Origin of the sequence: Nocardioides sp. CPCC 206347, assembly GCF_048654605.1 — a bacterium.
GTDB lineage: Bacteria > Actinomycetota > Actinomycetes > Propionibacteriales > Nocardioidaceae > Nocardioides.
Genome location: NZ_JBMCYZ010000001.1, coordinates 725,931 through 746,843, shown reverse-complemented (window position 1 = coordinate 746,843; position 20,913 = coordinate 725,931). Strand labels below are relative to the sequence as shown.

General features: G+C 69.0%; 19 protein-coding genes and 1 pseudogene. 16 read left to right on the top strand and 4 right to left on the bottom strand.

The window, feature by feature from the left end; genetic code table 11:
• The first annotated feature begins 185 nt into the window (after positions 1–185).
• The 14 genes and pseudogenes from ACOACQ_RS03545 to ACOACQ_RS03480 all read left to right on the top strand — a co-directional run bounded on the left by ACOACQ_RS03545 (position 186) and on the right by ACOACQ_RS03480 (position 15,385).
• A complete protein-coding gene (locus tag ACOACQ_RS03545) occupies positions 186–1,145 on the top strand; it encodes a hypothetical protein (RefSeq protein WP_378597021.1) in 960 nt (319 codons plus the stop codon).
• 49 nt (positions 1,146–1,194) lie between these two features.
• Positions 1,195–1,410 (top strand): hypothetical protein, encoded by a 216-nt coding sequence (locus ACOACQ_RS03540; RefSeq protein ID WP_378597020.1) that lies wholly within the window; start codon positions 1,195–1,197, stop codon positions 1,408–1,410.
• A complete protein-coding gene (locus ACOACQ_RS03535; RefSeq protein ID WP_378597019.1) occupies positions 1,407–2,252 on the top strand; it encodes a hypothetical protein in 846 nt (281 codons plus the stop codon). The genes ACOACQ_RS03540 and ACOACQ_RS03535 overlap by 4 nt, the downstream gene beginning before the upstream one ends.
• A gap of 39 nt (positions 2,253–2,291) precedes the next feature.
• Positions 2,292–2,576, top strand: coding sequence for a hypothetical protein (locus ACOACQ_RS03530; RefSeq protein ID WP_420287618.1), 285 nt, complete (start codon positions 2,292–2,294; stop codon positions 2,574–2,576).
• A complete protein-coding gene (locus tag ACOACQ_RS03525) occupies positions 2,576–3,445 on the top strand; it encodes a hypothetical protein (protein WP_420287617.1) in 870 nt (289 codons plus the stop codon). The genes ACOACQ_RS03530 and ACOACQ_RS03525 overlap by 1 nt, the downstream gene beginning before the upstream one ends.
• 8 nt (positions 3,446–3,453) lie before the next feature.
• Positions 3,454–4,218 (top strand): hypothetical protein, encoded by a 765-nt coding sequence (locus ACOACQ_RS03520; protein ID WP_420287616.1) that lies wholly within the window; start codon positions 3,454–3,456, stop codon positions 4,216–4,218.
• Positions 4,215–6,227 carry a type IV secretion system protein gene (locus ACOACQ_RS03515; protein ID WP_420287615.1) on the top strand — a complete coding sequence of 671 codons (2,013 nt, stop codon included), beginning with the start codon at positions 4,215–4,217 and terminating at the stop codon, positions 6,225–6,227. Before ACOACQ_RS03520 ends, ACOACQ_RS03515 begins: the two co-directional genes overlap by 4 nt.
• A 53-nt stretch (positions 6,228–6,280) precedes the next feature.
• A pseudogene (locus ACOACQ_RS03510) lies at positions 6,281–7,123 on the top strand (SCO6880 family protein); the annotation flags it as partial.
• Between the two features lie 85 nt (positions 7,124–7,208).
• A complete protein-coding gene (locus ACOACQ_RS03505; protein ID WP_420287865.1) occupies positions 7,209–7,787 on the top strand; it encodes an SCO6880 family protein in 579 nt (192 codons plus the stop codon).
• A complete protein-coding gene (locus tag ACOACQ_RS03500; RefSeq protein WP_378597012.1) occupies positions 7,787–9,334 on the top strand; it encodes an ATP-binding protein in 1,548 nt (515 codons plus the stop codon). Before ACOACQ_RS03505 ends, ACOACQ_RS03500 begins: the two co-directional genes overlap by 1 nt.
• Before the next feature lie 61 nt (positions 9,335–9,395).
• Entirely contained in the window at positions 9,396–12,557 is a 3,162-nt protein-coding gene (locus ACOACQ_RS03495) for a peptidoglycan DD-metalloendopeptidase family protein (protein ID WP_420287614.1), read from the top strand.
• 64 nt (positions 12,558–12,621) lie between these two features.
• Positions 12,622–13,218: a hypothetical protein gene (locus tag ACOACQ_RS03490; RefSeq protein WP_378597007.1), complete on the top strand. Its 597-nt coding sequence runs from the start codon at positions 12,622–12,624 to the stop codon at positions 13,216–13,218.
• Positions 13,215–14,681 carry a type IV secretory system conjugative DNA transfer family protein gene (locus ACOACQ_RS03485; RefSeq protein ID WP_378597006.1) on the top strand — a complete coding sequence of 489 codons (1,467 nt, stop codon included), beginning with the start codon at positions 13,215–13,217 and terminating at the stop codon, positions 14,679–14,681. Before ACOACQ_RS03490 ends, ACOACQ_RS03485 begins: the two co-directional genes overlap by 4 nt.
• Positions 14,678–15,385, top strand: coding sequence for a hypothetical protein (locus ACOACQ_RS03480; RefSeq protein ID WP_378597004.1), 708 nt, complete (start codon positions 14,678–14,680; stop codon positions 15,383–15,385). Before ACOACQ_RS03485 ends, ACOACQ_RS03480 begins: the two co-directional genes overlap by 4 nt.
• Before the next feature lie 329 nt (positions 15,386–15,714).
• Here ACOACQ_RS03480 and ACOACQ_RS03475 read toward each other — a convergent pair whose 3' ends face one another.
• Positions 15,715–16,053 (bottom strand): histone-like nucleoid-structuring protein Lsr2, encoded by a 339-nt coding sequence (locus tag ACOACQ_RS03475; RefSeq protein WP_378597003.1) that lies wholly within the window; start codon positions 16,051–16,053, stop codon positions 15,715–15,717.
• Between the two features lie 242 nt (positions 16,054–16,295).
• Positions 16,296–16,667, bottom strand: a complete 372-nt coding sequence (locus ACOACQ_RS03470) for a hypothetical protein (protein WP_378597002.1) — start codon at positions 16,665–16,667, stop codon at positions 16,296–16,298.
• 156 nt (positions 16,668–16,823) lie between these two features.
• On the opposite strand from ACOACQ_RS03470, the gene ACOACQ_RS03465 reads away from it, so the two are divergent.
• Together ACOACQ_RS03465 and ACOACQ_RS03460 are read left to right on the top strand one after the other, a co-directional pair.
• Positions 16,824–18,140 carry an NYN domain-containing protein gene (locus ACOACQ_RS03465; RefSeq protein ID WP_378597001.1) on the top strand — a complete coding sequence of 439 codons (1,317 nt, stop codon included), beginning with the start codon at positions 16,824–16,826 and terminating at the stop codon, positions 18,138–18,140.
• A 188-nt stretch (positions 18,141–18,328) separates the two neighbouring features.
• Positions 18,329–19,117 carry an alpha/beta fold hydrolase gene (locus tag ACOACQ_RS03460; RefSeq protein ID WP_378597057.1) on the top strand — a complete coding sequence of 263 codons (789 nt, stop codon included), beginning with the start codon at positions 18,329–18,331 and terminating at the stop codon, positions 19,115–19,117.
• 288 nt (positions 19,118–19,405) lie between these two features.
• On the opposite strand, the gene ACOACQ_RS03455 is transcribed toward ACOACQ_RS03460, so the two are convergent.
• Positions 19,406–20,137: a hypothetical protein gene (locus ACOACQ_RS03455; protein ID WP_420287613.1), complete on the bottom strand. Its 732-nt coding sequence runs from the start codon at positions 20,135–20,137 to the stop codon at positions 19,406–19,408.
• A gap of 196 nt (positions 20,138–20,333) precedes the next feature.
• Complete coding sequence (locus ACOACQ_RS03450) at positions 20,334–20,882, bottom strand: hypothetical protein (RefSeq protein ID WP_378596999.1); 549 nt, start codon at positions 20,880–20,882, stop codon at positions 20,334–20,336.
• Positions 20,883–20,913: the final 31 nt, after the last annotated feature.

Below are 20,913 nucleotides of genomic sequence, written 5' to 3'. Positions count from 1 at the left end.
AGGACCCCGCAAGGGGTCCGCCAGAAACTTTCTCAACTTTCGGGGGGACGCCCTCTGACCTGCGCAAACGCGCGCTCCCCTCCGCGTCCCCCCTCGAAATCGGGCCTTGGGGGGGACGGATGCGGGGACACGTGCTCGCGACCTTTCTTGCCGTAGCTCAACCACGGACGAGAGGAGCGAGGGCGATGAGTGTGGGCGACCAGCTCGGTCTCGACGACAACAGCGAACTGCTTGACCAGGCCCGCAGCAAGTGGCCGGACTGGGTGGCGGCGGACTCCCGGCTCGACGTCGTCGCGGAGTTCGACCACCTCCGCGCATGGCTGCCCTCGGTGGACCGAGACGCATCGGACGAGGTCCTCCTGGCGCTGGCGATGCTGGCTGCCCCGGACGGCGGCGACGACATCGCGGCGGCCGCAGCGCTCGCCAAGTGCCTGCTCCCGGGAGCCTGCCGGCTCGCCGGCTGGTTGAGCACGCTGCCCCCGAGGGAGGTCTTCCGCGACAGCCAACCGGTCGTGGCCGGTACCTGGTCCGCGGTCGCGCGGATCGACGAACTCGTGGCATCTCAGCTGTGGATCGAAGTCCGCACCTTCCCCTGGCGCCGGCTGCGCAAGGTCGCCGCGAACATCTTGATGAACACCCGGGTCGGCGTACTGCGGGAGGTCGGCGACTTCTTCTACGTCTCCCGCGCCGACCGGACCTGGGCCAACACCACCCTCGTCGAGTCCTTCTCCTCCGGCGACCTGGTCGACGTTGCTGGCGGGGGAGCGTGGAGTGCCGGCGCGATGCCGACCGAGCGGGTTGCTGGCGCGTTGTTCCACCGCCCCGAGATCCTGGCCGACAAGTCCGGCCCCGACCACGAGGAGCCGTCGGCCGCCGAGGAGCTGCTGGAGCTGCTCGCGTGGGCGTGCGAGCGCAGCGTCATCAGCGACGCCGATCGTTACCTGCTGCTGTGCCTGGTCGAGGAGGCCGACCGGGTCGAGACCCGCAACCTGACCCGCGGCTACGGCGGCCTGATCGGCAACGAGCTCTCATGCAGGGTCGCGCCTCGCGTCGGGGTCTCCGAGGCCACCGTCCGTCGCCATGCCTCGCGCAGCATGCGTGCGCTCGCCGAGGCCGCCCCGAGGAAGTTCGGCCATGACAGTTGATCGCTCCCGGCGCCCCACGAGACATAGGCAACTGGAGGTGGTGAAGCCCATGGCAAACACCCAGGACGGGCCCCGGACGCCGCAGGAGATCGCCGAGCTGTTCACGATCGCGGGCCGCGAGACCTCGGCGATCCAGCAGCTCACCGGATGCGTCGAGCAGCTGCACGAGGTCCAGGCCGCCAAGCGGGAACTGGCCAGCCTCACCCCGGCCGAGGTCCGGGCCGCCCTGGAGTTCCGCCGCGCCGGTCTCGGGGAGGCCCAGTGAGCATCCAGGCCACTACCCGGCCGGTCGCCGTCGACGACCTCAAGCGCGCCTGGCACGCCGTGAACGCCGGCGACTTCCGCACCGGCGCCGGCACCGGAGCAGGCCCGCGCGGCCGCGGACCCACCGGTGAGACCGCATGGTCCCCGGCGACCGGCGAGCACACCATCGCGGTGCTCGGATGCGCCGGCTCGGTCGGCTCGAGCACCATCGCCCTGGCCGCCGGCCTCGCCGCCGCTGCGCCGGTCCGCGTCGTGGAGTGCTGCTCGGTGACCGCGTCCGGACTCGCCGCGGCGAGCACCGCCGAGCTCGGGCTGCACCCGGCCGACTGGCGCCAGGGCAAGCGCGACCACGTCCTGATCGAGCGCGCCAGCGAGGTGCTGGTCGGCGTCGACGAAGTGCCCCTGCCGACCGAGGCGGAGCACGAGACCCAGCTGACGATCCTCGACGTCGGCTGGGAGGCCGGCCAGTTGCTGGCCACCGACTGCTGGCTCGCCACGGCGGTCCGTGCCGCGGACCAGGTCGTCCTGGTCACCACGGCGACCATCCCCGGGATGCGTCGCCTCGGGGTCGCCATCGACCTGCTGTCCAACCACTGGCAGCCCGAGCAGATCGCCCTCGCGGTCCGCGGCCCCCGCCGCAAGAAGTGGCCCCGCGGCCTCGAGCACGCCGGCGGACCGGCCGTGCGCCGCGCCCTGGACGCGGACCGGTGCGTGGCGATCCCCGAGGACCGCGAGCTCGCGGTAAACGGCCTGGACTCCCGCCCCGTTCCCGCCCCCCTGATCTCGGCAGCACGCGAGCTGCTCGAGCCCGCCCACCTCCTCGTCGACGACACGACCGCCTGACCTCAGGCCAACCAGAAAGGAAGTCCACCCATGGACGTCATGACCGCAACCTCTGTGCTGGCCGCGCAGGTCTGCCCGAAGGCACCCCCGGGCGCCGTCGGACCTACCAACGAGATCACCGGCTACGTGCTGTGGGGCGTCATCGTGCTCTTCGGCCTCGGCATCGTTATCGCCATCGGCGCGATCATCGCCGGCCGCGTGTTCTCCCTGCCCCATGCCTCCAAGGTGGGGGTCATCTCGGTGGTGGTCGTGTTCGCCTGCGCGATCGCCTACCTGGTCCTGCCCGGCATGCTCAACGGCATCCTCGGCAAGGGCTGCATCTGATGCGGCGCGCAGCCACGAAGAAGGCCGAAGGCGCCACCGAGTGGGGCCGGGGCCGTCTGCTCGGGATCCTGGTGGCCGCCGGCGTCGTGGCTGCGCTCCTGCTCGGCGGCGTCGGGTACGCGGTCTACCTGGCGCTCGCCGGCATCGGCGACGACGCCAACGCCACGCCGGGAGTGGCCGCGGGCGAGACCGACCGCTCGACCGTGGCCCAGGGCACCGCCCACCGCGACGAGATCGCGGCCGCGCCGATGCTGACCGTCCCGGAGAGCGCCGCCTTCCCGGCCGACAAGGCCAGCGAGACCGCGCCCACTATCAAGATCCCGGCCGGGACCGGCGTGAACGGCCCCGGGTTCGTCATGACCGGGTTCCCCCACACCCCCGAGGGCGCGATCGGGCAGCTCGCCCAGATCGACACCGCGGTCCTGCAGTCGATGAGCCTGCAGACCGCCCAGGAGGTCTACAACACCTGGGCCCTGCCCGGCGGAGTCAGCGCCGAGGACTGGTGGATCACCGTCAGTGTTCGCGCCTTCCTCACCAGCACCGACATGGGCGAGGTCAAGGACCCCAGCGCCTCGGTGACCCTCGAGCCGGCGGCCGCCCTGGTCAGAGGGACCGACGGCCCCGACTGGACAGTCGTCTGCGTGCTGATGAAGGTCACCGCGACCTACAAGCAGGAGGCCCAGATCGCGTTCGCGCACTGCGAGCGCATGCAGTGGGTCGGCGGCCGCTGGATGGTCGCCCCCGGAGCACCGCCGGCACCCGTACCCGCGACCTGGCCCGGCACCGCCCTGGCCAACCAGGCCGGCTGGCGCACCTGGTCGACCGACAACACCACCGACCCCAGCTACTCGGGAGACGAGCACCAATGAGCAACCTGATGACCGACAGCAACTCGCGCGGCAACCTCCTGCGCATCGCCGCCCTGGTGGCCATCGCCAGCCTGGTCGCCACGGCCGTCTGGCTCGGCGCCCGCGGCCGCGCCGACGGCAGCGACAAGACCACCACGGGCGACCCGGCCTCGTCGTCGACGCAGTCCTCCGGCGTCGAGGAGACCGCCCCTGAGACCGCGCCCACCGACGGCGTCGTCATCCCCGGCGGCGCCGACCGGGCCAACGGCTACCCGACCGGATTCCCCCAGACCGACCTGGGCGCCGTGGCGCTGCAGATCGAGGTCGCCAAGGCACAGGTCGGGTTCGACTACGACCAGGCCGTCACCGTCGCCGGCCTCTACGCCGACCCCGCCGACAAGGCGGTCTTCGAGGAGCGCGCCCGCGACGCCGTCGCGCTGCGCCGCCAGCAGACCGGCGTCCCCGAGGACGGCGACGTACCCGCGCCCGCGTCGTACGCCGTGACACCGATCGCCTACACCCTCGAGGCGCTGGGCACCGAGTACTACGCGGTGAACCTGCTGAGCTACGTCACGCTCACCACCGCCGACGGCGAGGTCAAGGACGGCCTGTACGCCGGCACCCAACTCATGCGGTGGCTCGAGGTCGATGGTGTCTGGGACTGGCGGCTGGTCCAGGGCAGCTCCCAGGACATCGAGCACCTGGTCCAGCAGGGCCAGCCGCAAGCGGTTGCCCCCAACACCCCGGAGTTCAAGCAGGCCGGCTGGGTGCCGATCAACGGAGCTGCGCAGTGACCGCCCCGACGACCCGCCCGTCCCGCACGGGTCGCGGAAGCCTGATCCGCATCGGGATCGGCGCACTCGCGGTCCTGCTGATCACCACGCTCCTCGGCGCAGCCTCGACCTTGCAGCCGCCGGCCGCAGCGGCCGCCGACACCGCGATGTCGACGACGCTGAGCACCGCAGCGCCGGCCGTGTCCGCACCCGCCGAGACCGCCGGCCACCTCCCAGCGCGCAACCTCAAGCAGGGCTGCCCGGGTCCCGACGCCCTGTGCGACCTCGGCGGCGACGCGCTCGAATGCGCCGAAGACCCGATCGACTGCGGCAAGGACGCAACTGACGGGGTGACGGACGGCGTCACCGGTGCACTCGACGGCCTCGGCGGGCTCGCCGAGGACCTGCCCAGCCCCGGCAACCTGATCCCGGACGGGCTGCCCGGCTGCGGCCTGCTGGACGCGGTCTGCGACGGGCTGGGCAGTCTCCCCGGCGTTCCTGGGCTCCCGAACCTCGGCGACCTATTCGGAGGCGGGATCCCCGGCCTCGGCGACATCCCGAACCCGTTCGAGGCCATCGGCGACGTCATCGCCAAGGCCGCTGCCGACGCCTGGACCGCGGCCATGCTGGCGATCTGGAACAGCGGCCTGTTCGTGCTGCGTATCGTGCTCACGTTCAGCGAGCTGTTCTTGACCCCCGACCTGCGCGCCGACGGGCCCGGCAAGGACGTCTACACCTTCACGCTCTGGCTGGCGCTCGCCATGGTGGTCATCTTGGCGATGATCCAGCTCGGCGCCGCGGCCTTCAAGCGCGAGGGCAAGAGCCTTGCGCGCGCCTTCATCGGTGCCGGCCAGTTCGTCATCGTCTGCGCCTGCTGGTTCGGATACTGCGCGATGATCGTGGCGGCCTGCGGTGCCCTCACCCGGGCCCTGATGAAGTCGCTGCTCAAGGTGCAGACCTGGCCCGACTGGGACCCCCTGGGCGGCCTCGGCGCCGAAGACATCTCCGACGCGGCGGTGGCCACCGTGCTGGCCTTCCTCGGGATCTTCCTCTGGCTGGCCGCCATCGGGCACATCCTGGTCTACCTCGCCCGCGCAGCCTCGCTCCTGGTCCTGACCGCCACCGGCCCGCTGTCCGCAGCCGGGTTGGTCTCGGACTTCACCCGCTCCTGGTTCTGGAAGAGCCTGCGCTGGTTCCACGCCGCGGCGTTCACGCCCGTGCTGATGGTGATGGTGCTCGGCATCGGTGTACAGATGTCCAACGGTGTCGCCACCCACCTCGCCGACGGCGCGCAGAAGTCGGTCGGCACCGCACTCCCGGCGGTCATGCTGATCCTGGTCAGCGTCGTCGCACCGCTGGCGTTGTTCAAGCTGCTGGCCTTCGTCGACCCCGGCACCCCCTCGGGTGCGTCGTTCCGGCAAGGCATGGCGATCCAGGGCGGCCTGCAGGGACTACTCGGCGGCGGGGCGTCCGGTGGCGGCTCTTCGGCGGCTTCGGCCATGGACCCAAGCGGCCGGTCGGGCGGCGAGCAGAGCGCCGAGGCGTCCACGGGCGACCGGTTCAACAAGTCCACCCAGGGCGTCCTGGGCAGCTTCGGCCCCGTCGGCCAGGCGATGTCGACCGGCATGGGCTGGATCAACAGCGCCGGCGCCAAGGCCACCTCGCTGATGTCGGATGAGTCCAACCAGGCCGGTGTCGGGCAGAGCACCTACGGGCCCGACTTCAGCGGGCTGGGCGGCAGGCAGTCCGGTGGCCAGTCCGGGGATCAGTCCGGCGGCAGCCACCCCGGGTCGCAGAACAGCGGCGACGACGACCCGCCGAGTCCGCCGATGCCGCCTGCACCTCCCACTCCGCCGACCCTGCCCACGGGCGGTGGCCCCGGCGGCGGCTCCGGCGGCCAGGGCGGCTCCTCCGGTGGAGCAGGTGGCGCGGGTGCCGCACCCAAGACACCCGCTGCTGGCGGCGGGGGAGCGGCTGGCGGTGCCGGGGGCGCCGGAGCAGCTGGCGGAATCCCCCCGGTCGCGGTCTAACCCGATTCGCGCAACCCCGGTACGGACCCCGACGAGATGGAAGGAACCCATCGATGACCACCTACGCCGACTACCAGCGCGACCGGATCGGCTGGTTCTTCGGACTATCCGGAGGCCAACTGATGTTCTTGTCGCTGGTGAGCCTGCCGGCGTTCTGGGCGATCAGTCGCGGAGCTTGGTTCTCCGCCCTCTTGTTCGCCATGGTCTGGCTGTTCGCGCTGGCCATCACCATCATTCCGGTCCGGGGCCGCTCGGCCACCGGCTGGGTGTTCGCCTCGACGATGTACGCCGTCGGCGGTCTGCTCGGATGGACGTCGTTTCGGGCCAAGGCCTCCCAGGGTCGCGCCGAGGACCTCGACACCCCGGACCTGCCCGGTGTGCTGCAGGGCATCCAGATCCACGACGGGCCCCCGCACGGCTCGCAGCTGCAGCGGGTCGCGATCATCCAGGACCACGCGACCAAGACCTGGGCGGTCACCGCCGCGATCGTCCACCCGGGCATCGGCATGAAGGACCTCGAGGAGCGCACCCGTTACGGCGAGGGGCTCGCCGGGCTGATCGACGTCGCCGGCCGCACCGAGAAGGTCGAGGAGATCCTCTTCATGGTGCGCACCGTCCCCGAGGACGGCGCCGAGCGGGAGCTGTGGGTCAACAAGCATCGGCGCCCCAACGCCCCGGAGCTGTCCGAGCTCGTCAACAGCGACCTCGCCCACGGACTGACCCGGGCCTCGGTCCGCACCGAGATGTTCGTGACCATCGTCGTTCCCGAGACCCGGATCACCCGGTCGGCCAAGGAGTCCGGCGGTGGCCTTGAGGGCCGGTGCCGGGAGATCTATCTCCTCATGGCCGAGATCGAGGCCCAGCTGCGCGGTCCCATGGGGATGACCTCGGTGCGGTGGCTGACCAGCCCCGAACTCGCACTGGCGAGCCGGACCGGGTTCGCTCCGGGCGACCCGTGCCGGCATCGTCGAGGCGCTGGCGATGCGGGAGAAGGACGCGAGAGTCAACGCCGACGTCCCCTGGGCGATGGCCGGACCCTCTGGCGCCGATGCCACGGTGCGGCACTACAGCCACGACGCGTGGAACTCGATCAGCGCCACCATCAAGCTGCCCAGCCGTGGCGCGGTGATGGGGGCGCTGGCGCCGATCCTCACCCCGAGCGAGTCCGGCGAGCGGCGCTCGTTCCTGGTCGCCTACCCGGTGGTGTCGCAGTCGAAGGCGGACCGGCAGTCCGGCAACGCCGAGTGGGCAGCCGACCTGGCCGAGGGGATGAACGAGAAGCTCGGCCGAAAGACCCGTGCCAAGCAGCGCGACGAGGCCTACAAGGCCCGCGGTCTGGACGCCAAGCTGGCCCGCGGCAACGCGCTGACCCGGCCCTACGCCGTGTGCACGGTCACCGTGCCCAAGACTCTGCGGATCACCGAGTTCGGCCGCCGGCTGGACGCCTCGGTGCGCCGCGCGGGGTTCGCGCCGCTGCGGCTCGACCTCGCCCAGGACACCGGGTTCGCCGCCTCCACCATCCCACTGGGCACCAGCCTCACCCGGTCCGGAGACGCCTGATGTCCACCCCCGCACGGCGCAACCGCCGCAGCGCCAAGGCGGGTCGGGACATGGCGGCGCTGTTGTCGGACTTCGGCCACGACCTGCTGACCACCCCGGCCCCGGCCCGCGAGGCCAAGGAGCCCCGATCCTTCAAGTACGCCCCTCGGCGGGGCGCAGCACGACCCGGTCGCGGCTGGGCGCCAGCCAAGGCCCCGGCCCAGGCGTGGCGGATGACCAGCGATCAGTCACCGGTGCTCTGGCCCTTCGTGTCAGCCCCCGCACTGCCCCCGACCGGGGCTCAGATGGGCGTCGACCAGCTCTCCGGCGGCTCCTTCTACTGCGACCCGTTCGGATGGGTGCTGCGCGACGACGTCACGGCGACCAACCCGAACATCTTCCAGTTCGCCAAGCCCGGCACCGGCAAGTCAGGCACCACCAAAGCCTTCTGCAACCGGATGATGCCGTTCGGCTACCGCACCCTGGTCCTCGGCGACCCGAAGGACGAGTACGAGTCGCTGTGCCGAGCGCACGGCGTCGAGCCGTTCGTCATCGGCCCGGGTCTGCCGGCCCGGATCAACCCGTTGGCGATGGGCCCGCTCGGACACGGCTGGGAGAAGCTCTCGGCCGAGGAAGCGCAGCGGCGCACCACGATCATCTTCAAGCGCTGGCTCGTGCTGGTCCGCGGGCTCGTCGGCAGCATGAAGATCGACGAACAACGACGCGTGCCCTTCGGGCCCGACGAGAGCGACGTCGTCCGCAACGCTCTGCAGATCCTCACCGGCTACGCCGCCGGGAACTCCTCGCTGCGCGAGACAACGATCCCGCAACTGTGGGAGCTGCTGCGCGATCCGTCTGAGGACCTCGTCAAGGCTTGCGAGTTCGGAACGAGACGGCAGTTCCTTGACGAGACCAGGCTGCTGCGCAACGCGCTCGGCGAGCTGGTGACAGGCACCCTGGCCGGCCTCTTCGACGACTTCACGAACGTCGAGGTCGACTGGCGGGCACCGATCCAGTCGTTCAGCCTGTCGCGTCTCGATGGCCTGGGCGACGAGGCCGTGGGCATCGCGCTGCTGTGCATGAACTCGTGGGGCCGCGGGCTTCGCGAGATCGCCGAGCCGGGGGATCTGCGCATCGTCGTGCGTGACGAGGTCTGGAAGCAGATGCGGCTGGGCGTCGCCGCAGTCATGAGCTTCGACGCCGACCTGCGGCTCTCGCGAGGCATGGCCGGCAAGGGCGGCGACATCCAGTTCGCCAACCTCCACAAGCCCTCCGACCTGCTCTCGGTCGGTGACGCCGACTCTCAGGCCACCATGATCGCCAAGGACCTGCTCGAGCTGGCCGACATCAAGATCCTCGGCGGCCAGAAGCCGAGAGTGGCGCGCGAACTCGACTCCATGCTCGGCCTCGGGCCGATCGCCCAGGACATGGTCTCGGGGTGGGCGATGCAGGACAAGGGCCGGGCTCTGTGGTGCATCGGCGAGGCCACCTACAAGGTCCAGACCGTGCTCCACCCGCTGGAGAAGGAGCTCTATTACACCAACGAGGCCATCGAGGCCGCAGGTTAGAAGTTCCGATGAATTCTGACGATTCCAGCCGGAACATAAGCGCCCTCGGGACTGATCTGTAGTGAAGAAGCTGCTGCTCGCCGGGCTGCCCCTCCTGATCATCGTCGCCGGCATGCCGATCCTGGCCACCCTGATGGTGCTCATGAGCACCACCGCGGCCGCCGAGTGCCGCACCCAGACCAGCCAAGGAACAGCACCGACCGCGCTCGGCGACCTCGGCAACATCGACGGGCCGATCGGCGGCCCGGTCCAGGGTCAGATCGGCGTCGCCTCGGCGAACATCCCCACCCGTTCCGGCCCGGACGGCTTCCGAGCCTCGATGCCCAAGGTCCTCTCGACCAACCCGGACTTCGTGACCCTCAGCGAGCAGAGCGCTCGCAGCCTGGGCTTCATCGAGTCAGCCGCCCCCGGCTACTCGGCCTACCGCGCGCCGGCGGAGAGCGGCGCCGACGCGATCGAGTCGATGGGCAACGTCGTGCTCTGGAAGAGCGACACATGGGCCCTGAGAAGCTCCGGGCGGGTCAAGCTTGCCGACGACGACAAGACCTTCTACAACGGGCGCCCGGTCACCTGGGACCGGCATGCCACCTGGGCGCTGCTGGAACGCAAGAGCGACGGCGCCGTGGTGTCGATCATCGCGACCCACCACATGACAAACCCGCACAAGTACCCCCGCCAGCACGGCAACCCGCCGCTGACCCGGCCCCAGCAGTACGGCGCCGGCATGGACATCCTGCTGCAGCTGCGCAACTCACTCGCGACCCACGGCCCGGTGCTCATCGGCGGCGACATGAACACCCACGCCTCCTACACCGACCTCCCGTGGGCGGCCGCGGCGAAGATGAGGGCCGCCGGTTACGGCTGGCAGAACCACGCCGTCGACTTCATCTTCTTCCCCCAGCACCAAGGCGTGCGCCTCGAGCGCGGCTGGTCCGGGACCATGGTCTCCGACCACCACTGGATCGCCGCCCGGCTGGCCATGAACGGCGCCGGCCCCGAGGACGCGCCCACCTCCGACACCGAAACCGGCGACGGAGCCGTGCCCGCCGCGCACACCGCCACCGGCGGGCCACCGACCGGCGACGTGCTGTCCCAGCTGATGCGGCTGCAGTTCGCGTCCAACTACCCGGCGCTGACCGCTGAGCAGGCCCGCAACGCGATCACCATCGCCCAGGTCGCCCGCGACCTCGAGATCCCCCGGTACGGCCTGCAGATCGCGATCGCCACCGCAATCCAGGAGTCCAAGCTGGTCAACCTCACCGCCGGCGACCGCGACTCCGCCGGCCTGTTCCAGCAGCGCCCCTCCGCCGGCTGGGGGAGCCGCGCGGAGATCACCAACCCCGTCCTGGCCGCCCGCGCCTTCTTCGGCAAGGCCCAGCACACCGCGAACCCCGGCCTCCTCGACATCCCCGGCTGGTCGAAGATGCCGCTCACCCAAGCCGCACAGGCCGTCCAGATCTCGGGCTACCCCGACGCGTACGCCCAGTGGGAAGACGTCGCCGGCGACATCACCGACCTGCTCGGCCCAGATCTCCCAGTCCTGCCCGGGTCTGACTCCGGGGGCTCCACCACCAACGTCGCCGGCTGCCAGGACGACACCGTCAACCCGATCACCGTCGGCACCCTCAACCTGCTCGGTGCTGGCCACACCGACGGCAAGCCCGGCGGCGGCGGTGAGAAGGCCGGCTACGAAACATGGGACAAGCGACTCCCGGGCGCGATGCGCACGATCGAGAACGCCGGCGTCACCATCGCCGGCCTTCAGGAAGTGCACGGCCCCCAGGCCACGGCACTGGCCGAGCGGTACGCGGCGAAGTGGGGCATGTACCCGGCCACCGGCAAGGCGCAGAACAGGGTCATCTGGGACCGCAACGAGTGGGAGCAGACCGACGCCCGCCTCGTCCAGATCCCCTACTTCGGTGGCAAGGACGTCGGGATGCCCCTGGTCCAACTGACCGGTGCCGCCGACAGCCCGCACGCCGGTCAGGTGATCTGGGTCTGGAGCATCCACAACCCGGCCAACACCAACGGGGACGCCGCCGCGCACCGCAAGGAGGCGCTGCGTCGTCAGCTGGCCACAATGACCGGCCTCGCCGGCACCGGAACACCCGCGGTGATCCTGGGCGACTTCAACGACGGCAAGGACGGTCAGAACGCCTCCCACTGCGCCCTCACTCCCGAGCTCAGCAACGCCTTCGGCGGGTCGGCGGAGCCGTGCAAGGTGCCCAAGAAGGACGCGCCGATCGACCACGTCTACGGCACCAACCTCACCTGGGCCAACGCCAGCGTCGACAACAGCACCCAGACCAGCAAGATCGCCGACCACCCGCTGGTGGTCGCCACCACCTCCGGCAGCAGCGCCGGCTGCGCCGTCGCGACGGAGACCAACTACAACCTCGGCCCGGTCAAGCCGCAGCTGACCCAGCTGGTCAACGTCCTCGGCCCGATGTTCGACATCAAGACCGTCGGCGGCTACCGCGAGAGCGCCACCGACCCCAACGGACACCCCGCCGGGCTGGCCGCGGACTTCATGGTCCCGCTGAACTCCGCAGGCCGAGCCCAGGGCGACCGGCTCGCGACCTACGCCAAGGCCCACGCCAGTGAGCTCGGGATCGACTACCTCATCTGGTACCAGCGGATCTGGTCCGTCGTCCGCGCATCCGAGGGCTGGCGTTCCATGGAGGACAGAGGCAGCGAGACCGAGAACCATCTCGACCACGTCCACATCAACGTCAAGCCGGGCGCCTCCGTGCAGCCCGTGGGCCTCGACGGAGCGGCCTGCGACGAGGTCGTCTACCCGGTGCCGTCACAGTACGTCGGGACCGACAACCACAACTGGCACGAGACCGGCCCCTACTGGTCCAACTGGCACACCGGGACCGACTTCTCCGCCCCATGCGGGACCACCGTCTACGCCGCCCACGCCGGCACCATCGAGATCGACACCACCCAGGGCTGGGCCGGCCCGCAGCTAGTCAAGGTCACCACCGGCGCTGGGTCACTGACCACCTGGTACGCCCACATGCAGACCGTCACCGTCAGCCGCGGCCAGACCGTCGCCGCCGGCGAAGCGATCGGCCAGGTCGGCAAGGAGGGCAACGTGTCCGGCTGCCACCTGCACTTCGAGGTCCACCTTAAGAACGGCTCCATCTACGGCTCCGACAACGTCGACCCGTCGACGTGGCTCGCCGAGAACGCCTCCCGTCCGACACAGGCCGCGTGATCGCACCCGACCCTCCCCGGGACATAGGAGACCAGCCAGACACACAGAAGGAGGCGGACAGCCCGTGCAGCGTGAGCGACGACGAGACCCCTACCCCTGGACCTGGGAGATCCCGACAGCGGTGATGCTGGCCACCCTGTTCGTGATCATCATCGGCATTCAGCTCGGCCGTTCGGTCGCCAACCTCCTCGCTGGCGCCGGCTGGACCTGGCCCGACGCCAATGCCGGCACCTTCCCCTCCCCGATCGGAACCGCCTTCTGGACCAGCCTGCCCGGTGTCCTCACCGGCCACGCGGATGCAGGCCTGCCCAGCCCGACCCCCGACGGCCTCGCCGGCCGCGGCCTGGTGTGGACCGGCCTCGCCCTCACCGAGATCGCCCTGCTGACGGCCACCATCTGGGTCGGCGTCTACGCCTACCAGCGCTGGGGTCCCGGACGGATGCGCGGCATGGCCACCTCCGCCGAAGCCGAGAAGCTCCTGGGCGTCACCCGGCTCCGCAAGGTCGCCGGCATCGTCCGACCCGACCTCTACGGCAAGCACGCGGCCGCCGAGCCGGTGCACCGCACCGCCGGCGACGCCACCGACCGCCCCGGGCCCGCGCTCGGCCAGGGGCTCAGCCCCTGGCTGCTCGACCGCCGGCTGACGAAGGAGGAGCGATGAAGCTGAGGGTCGACCCCTGGGACGTCGGCTGGCGCATCGGCAGCGCCCACGAGCCCCGCGGCGGTGACCTGTGGGTGCCGTGGGACCGCACCGCCGGCGTCATCGGCCCCCAGGGCTCCGGCAAGACCCTCGACCTGCTCACGCCGGCACTTCTAAGTGCGCCCGGGGCCGCGCTGGTGACGCTGACGAAGGTGGAGGACCTCCTGCTCAGCCTGACCGAGCGGTCCCGCGAGGACCGACCCTGTGTCGTACTCGACCCGTTCGGCCTGGCCGAGGGCGTCGTCGACGAGTTGATCTGGGACCCGATCGCCGGCTGCGTGGATCCGAAGGTCGCCGAACGGCGCGCCAAGGCCTTCACCGCCGGCACCGTCAAGGGTGCGATCAACGGCGGCACCGGAGACGAGGCGGCCAGGTTCTACGCCGCCGAATCCGCGAAGGTCCTGCAGGGCTACTTCCATGCCGCGGCGCTGACGGGGAAGACCCTCGAGGACGTCTTGCAGTGGGTGGCCAACCCTGGCGCCGCCACCCAGCCGATGGAGGTCCTGCGCCGACACCCGCACGCCGAGGCGTTCTGGCACGGCCTCCTGCACGGGGCGCTCAACGGCGACGACCGCACCGCCGGCAACACCGTGACGACCGTCCAGCAGGCCGTGTCGCTGTTCTTCCAGGCTGACATCCGGCGCCGGTGCATCCCCAGCCCCGGACACCCGGCCACCGATCTGGCCGACGTCATCCGCCGACGCGGCACGATCTACCTGCTGGGCCGCGAAGACCCCTACGCCTCGGCCAGCCCGCTGATGACCGCGGTGGCCGAGCACGTGCTAGACACGGGCCTTCTGCTGGCCAACAACTCCCCATGGGGCGGCCGCCTTTGCCCGCCGCTGCTCTCGGTGCTCGATGAGCTGCCCTCCACCGCGCCACTTCCGACGCTGCGCACCAGGATGGCCAACGAGCGAGCACTGGGGCTCTCCTTCATCTGGGCGGCCCAGACACGACCGCAGCTGACGAGCATCTTCGGCGAACACGAGGCCCGCGCCCTGCTCGGACTCACCAACGCCCTGGTCATGTTCGGTGGTTCGAAGGATGTCTCGTTCAACCAGGAGATCTCCGACCTGCTCGGTACGGTCCGCATCGGCCGCGTCTCTCACTCCAGCGGCGGGTTCAACGGAGGCGGCCGCAGCTTCTCCGGTGACGACATCCCCATCATGAGGCCAGAGGAGGTCCGCCAGCTCCCCGAGCGGCAGGCCCTGGTGATCGCCGAGAACGGCAAGCCGATCATCGCCAAGCTGACCCGATGTGTGGAGGGCAGGGCCGGCGAACGACTGCTGGCCGATCAGCGCGCCCTGCGTGCTCGGCTGACCAACGACCGGCGCATGGTCATCACCCCTGAGGCACGAGCCACCGCCGCCCTGGTCGAGGCCCGCCGACTCGGGTTCCTCGACGACGTCGGGAGCGAGCTGTGACCATCGACCCGCAGACCCGCCGGTCAAACGCGGCGCCGATGGTCTACCCGTTCCCAGTCCCCGGGGATCAGGTTCGCCTGGCCTACCGCGAGCTCCACATCGCCGTCAACGGCACCGAGGATGAGCAGAAGGCTCTGGGCAACCACACCCTGCTGCCCCGCCCCTGGGAACCGGCCACCTGCCTGGACCCCGCGCTGCGGCAAGAACTGTGGCAGTGGCTCGAGGAGGTCGTGATCTGGCTCAACCACGATTACGCGTGGGACGTCGCCGGCCTCATCCCGAACTGCTGGCCACTGCACCCGCACCTGGTTCACGAGATCGCGGTCCTGGCCGACCAGCGTCGGCGTGCCAGCCTGGCCAAGACGAGCGACGCGCTCGAGGAGTGGCACCGCTACTGCCTGCCCGCGTTCGCCGACCGGATGCGCAACCGGCTGCGCGCTCACTGCGACGACGAGCACAAGCGGTGGCCGGGCAGGCCGCGCCACAACGAGCACATCGCCGAGACCAACGCCCAGCGCCGTGAGGACGCCTTCGCGCTCGACGTCGACGCGCTGCCCGCCAGCCGACGCACGCGCGACCAGCAGGAGCCGCCCGGGCAGCCGCGCTTTGGTCTGGTCGACCTCGACACCGGTGAGATTCGCGACGACAAGTTCGACCCAGGCGCCGAGCCGCGGACCCGGACACAGAAGGGTCCACGTGTCTGACTCACACAAGAGCATCGGCGGCGCTGCGACCCGCATCGTCGGGGACGGTACGCGGCTGGAGAGACGCGCCTTCGGGAAGCCAAGGCGGCCGCACGAACCCTCAGACCCTCCATTGGCAGCCGGCTGTCGACATCTGAACCTCAGCAGGGGCGGTTTCGCAAGCCGTCGGCCAGCGCCCACCTTGCCGAATGCGGCTCCGTAAGGGGCGATTCGAGGTTCGGCGTGCGTGGGCAGCAGATACTCCCCAGCGATCGATCGGCTCCGTCCCTACCCTGTGGCAGCAAGGTCCCGCCACCCGGGAGCGCTGTCGGCGGGCGCGATTGAGCTCGTTACAGAGAAGCGCTATAGGCGTCGAGCACAGCCTTGGGGAGTCGACCACGGTCTGACACCTGGTGTCCGTTCTCCTTTGCCCACGCGCGGACAGCGGCCAGATCTACCGCGGAGTTCCCGGAGTTCTTGGGTCGCGCAGGGCGGGTCGCAACTGAACGCCGGCCACTCACCTTGGTGCCAGCCTCGACGTACGGACGCAGAGCCTTCTCCAGGGCTTTTCGGTTCTTGTTGCTGAGGTCGATCGCGTATTCGGTTCCCTCGAATGCGAAGCGAACTTCGCTTGCATTTGCGGAGCCGTCGAGATCGTCGCTGACCTGAACGATAGTGGTCTTTGCCATGGCGGGATCGTCCCGCCTCGTTTCTCAAATGTCCAACGGCAGTGCGGCCGGACTAACTCAGATGCTGGGCCGCGGGCCAGACGCTGACCACCGGCAGATGCCAGGAACGACGTCCTTCGGTAGATGCGGACGGCTCTTCGGCGACTCGGTCGGGCTGGCGTCATGGTCCGCTGGCGGAATGACGCACTCACCGCGGCGGATGAGGCTGCTCGCGGCCGCCGGCCGGTCAGCAGCATGACTCCTCAAATGTGCTGCTTCAACCACTCCGGCATGTTGGGGTCATCGACCTCCCAGGAGGCTTCCAACTGCTCGTCTTCCGACCAACTGTTTTCTTTGCCGTCAAAGAACTTCTGCCTGTGGCATTTGTACTTGGAAACGACGCTTCCTTCGAGCCTGTACTCGTTCCAGTAGTAGTTTTGCTTGCCGTAGCCGTTCCATTCGTTCGTGGTGTAAATCGTCGCCATATGTTTCACCCTTTCGCTCTCGGAACGTTCGTCTTCCGTCGCATCCGCGGCACAACCAGGCATGACCGATCGTGCAAGGTCAGTCGGGGGTGTATGCGTCCACAGTGAAACGATATTGGAGAGTGCTCGGTGCAACTTGACGTCGGTCATGGCAAGTCACCTGGCGAAACAGGCCGACCCTCCCCATGGTTCGCCACACGCGGTGAGGCACTACGCCTGACGCTAGACCTACTCGCTGTCCCGCGGCCTCGCGGCGGAAGGACGCAACGTCGAGTCACCCGTGATGTTCACGGCTAGGTTTTCCACATGTGTCCATCACGCAGCGTTCTGTACCTCGACTTCGACAACGTGTTCAGCGGATTGCTCAAGCTCGACCCGAAGCTGGCATTGCGCTTTGTCGAGGAGCCGCAGATATGGCTCGACGGCTTGGCGGCCGGATCACAGGACGAATCGTCGCGCCGCTGGCTGGTGCTCCGCTGTTACATGAATCCTGCCGGCTGGGTACCGCACCCGAACATCGAGGGCACGAGGCTCTACTTCTCGCGGTTTCGCCCGTTCTTCACTGACGCGGGCTTCGAGGTCGTCGACTGCCCTCGCCTGTCGCACACAAAGAATGGCGCCGACATCCGCCTAGTGATCGACGCTGTGGAGGCCCTTCGTGCGGACGTGCACTACGAGGAGTTCGTAATCGCTTCTGGCGACTCCGATATGACTCCGCTCATCGTTCGCCTCCGGGCCTCGGACAGAAGGATCACGCTTCTCTCGCCGTCGGACTCCGCTGTGGTGCTTGCGGCCGTTGCCGACCGATTGATCGGCGGCGAGGAACTTCTCGAGATGCTCGAGTACCCGTCGGCCGAACTAGCAGATGTGCGAGGTGTCGGAGCTGACGAGCATCTCGGGCTCGATGGGCAGGCGCCGCAAGACGTAGGCACGGACGGCTCGCTAACCGAAGCGGAGGGCAGGGCAAGGTTCGCGGAGATTGTGCAAATCCGCTACGCGGAAGCATCTGAGCCTATGAACCTTGCTTCGCTGGCTCACGAACTGCGGCGTGAGCTGGGGGCGGTTGCTGCCGATAGCCAGTGGTTTGGATACGGCGGCTTCGCCAGAGCGCTCCAGGCACTCAACCTGGCCGGGGTGCGGATGTCACAGCACTTCATCTGGGACAGCACCCGACACACCGCGGTGGCGCCCGATGAGGAACTCCAGCAGCGACCGACGTTGCCTGAACCGGTGGACCGCGTGACCCAGGCGCTGAAGTTGCCTTCGCTGCCGGACCAGAGCTGGCACCACGTGCATGATTCGCTCGCCGCATTTGTGGCCTCATACGAATTCAATCTGACGGAGGCAACGCGCTGGTCCCGAGACCGCCTCGCGGAGAAGGGAGTGCGTGTTAGCCGCCAAGCCGTCGGCGTCGTCGTTCGCGGCGCCGCATACGGCGGCTGTCCGCTATACCGCCAACCGTCGCCGCGGGCCGAAGAGATCGCCGAGGCATTCGTAAACAACGTCCTCAGCCGTGCCGAAGCAGCAGATGTCGACCTGTCTTCGGAGGACATCGAGGTGGTTCGGAGGTGGTTCGGCTCGCTCCGCCGTGACGACGTAGCGACCCCGGCCCCGGCATTGTGACTTGCCCTGTCGCGGCGAAAAGACTGTGAGGATCGCGGCAATCCCGGATGGCTCGACAGGGCGCTATTCGTTTAGTTCAGGTCTGGATAGCCTCGGCGTGTGAACTTGCGGCTTGACCAGACTGTCGACCTGCCGGACGGGCGGCCCTCGGATACGCCGAGGTAGGCGATGCGGCGGGCGCGCCCCTACTGCACTTTCACAGCAATCCTGGCTCGCGGCTCGACTTCGCCTTCGCGCAACACGACGAGGCGCTCCTTGAAGCTGGAGTGCGCCTCATCGGGGTCGACCGCCCAGGCTACGGACTCTCTGACCCCAAGCCGGGTCGCGGGCATGCCGACTGGCCCGCGGATGTGAGTGCCCTGGCTGATTCGTTGGGCCTTGATCGCTTTGCCGTGCTCGGATACTCGCGGGGCGGACGCTACGCCCTCGCATGTGCCGCGCTGATACCCGAGCGGCTGACGGCGGTCGGCATGTTGAGCACCGGTACTACCCCCGACATGCCCGGTTATGCCCGCGCCTTCCCTCGCCTGGCGAGGATGGACTTCGCGTTTGCCCGTCGTGCGCCGGCCCTATGGACCAGGGTCACGAACTCGGCTGTCAGGCGCGGCAACAAGAACCCAGCGGCGGTGTTGACACCGTTCAAGCTCGTCCTGCGCACTCCGGCTGACCGGACCCTCATGGCCTCGTACCCTCACGAGCTCGCGAGAACCATCATCGAGGCCGCACGACAGGGCCCGACGCAATGGCGATTTGAGGAGACCAACCAGCCTGACCCGCTCGACTTCGACGTCGACGAAGTGAAACTACCGGTGAAGATCTGGCACGGGACCGCCGACACGCTCGTTCCCATCGTGCAGGCTCGCCACCTCGCAGATCGCCTCGCCTCCGCCGAGCTCGTGGAACTGCCCGGCGTCGGGCACCTGCACACGCCTGAACGCGTATCGCAGATCGCCAGCGAACTAACCCGACCCAAGTAGTGCAGAGCCGAGTGTGTGACCCCAGCACCAGAAGCTCATAGCCCCCCTCGCGGAATGATGCACCTTCTCTGAGTACACATGGCCGCTGATGAGTGCGCTAGCCCGGAGTTCCCACCCACCTCCACGCGAAAATGGGCTATCAGCTGTCTAACCCGCGGCCGGTTCCACGTAGTCACACCTATCAGCGCAGCCCGAGGCGAGAATCGCACTCTGAGAACCGCACGGGTGACTCTGTACCACCAGAGGGGGGGTCGTGTGGCGAGCCCGCGTACCGAAGACGCATCCGCTTCACGGTCGGCCCCCGAACGGGGACGGCGGCACGTCAAGTTGGACACCTACCTCGGCCGCGGCCGCAGCGAGCTCCTCAGCCGTTCGGGCCGGCATCGGCACGGCTTCCCACGGACGGTCCTGGCTGAACACCAGTCCCTTGCCGGTCTGCGGGATGAACAGCGCGACCGCTCCCCGAGTCGGGTCCGTGCCCGGAATGATGTTGAAGTCGTATCCGGCAGGGTCTCCGCCCTCTGGGACCGACATCATCATCGTCATGTCCCCGTCAGTCACCTCGACCGACGTGACCTCCATCCGGTTTGGACCGACCTTCATGTAGTCCCCGATGAAGAAGAAACCTTCCTGCGTCCCTTCCACTCTCATCGTGATACCGCCGACGCTCGGGACGACTCCGAAGGAGGTCAGGAACTGCATTGAAGACATCATCCGAAACGACAGCCCAAGCGCATCCGGCCCGCGGTCGCCCATGCGGGTCTGGAAGACCTCGAACGCAGCCAGGTCGCCGGCCCAAACCCGGCCGGCCTCCCGTGGCCCGTCGATGTGTCCACCGCCGACGTTCCACAGCCGCGCCGGGGATATCGCAGCGACGACGAACTCCGCATCCGCTTCGCCGAGGAGGTGCTCAAGCACTTCGTCGACCAGTCGTTCGCGGACTGTGACGAGGCGCTCGACGACCCGGTCCGGGTCGTCACCAGTCACGCCGACCACGAGGTCCGGACGCAGGATGACCATCTTCGGCAGAGCGCTCAGGTACAGGTTCCGGCTGCGTCCCTCGGCGACTCCGCCGCGGGTGTACGTCACCTTCGAGTCCGCGACCATCGTCACGTGCCCGTCCTCGATACCGGCAACCACCAAGCTCACCGCTCGACCGTACGACCTCACCCGGGCATAGAGGCCAAGAACGACTAACCGACTAGCGCCGGTGGGCCTACAATGCTTCCTCGTCGACCGCCCGGAGAAGCTCGTTCGCCACCTCGCGTGTCACGACCTGCAGGCGTCCGCCGACGTAGCCATAGAGCTTCCGGAGGCGCACATCAGACAAGAACACCTCGATCCCGGTTTCGTAGAGCTGGGGGTTCCGGGCCTGCACCAGACCCCACACGGCTGGCTTATCCGGGTCGGGCACCTCACGAGTGTCGTCGCGTCTGTCGCTCATCCGGCGGTAGACCGCTACCCGCAGCCACGGGCAGACCTCCACGGCGTACTCCACGCACTCCCGATGGCCCATTGCCTCCGCGATGAACCGCCCCTCCTTCAGCGAGAGGGGCTCGCCGACCGCCCACCAGATTCCGCGCTCGACGGCCTCGCCGCACATCGCGCAACGGCCAGCAGCAATCAGAGCTCGGAAGTGCTTGTAGTCCGCGGCCTGGAAATCCACGCCATGCCGTCCCTCCGCGAACGCGGGCACGGGCAGGTCCCACCGCTCATCCTTCGGACGTCGGCGCATCTTCGACGGAACCGGAATGGAGCCCTTCACCTCTCCATCCTCTGGAGTCCGTCAAGGCCCT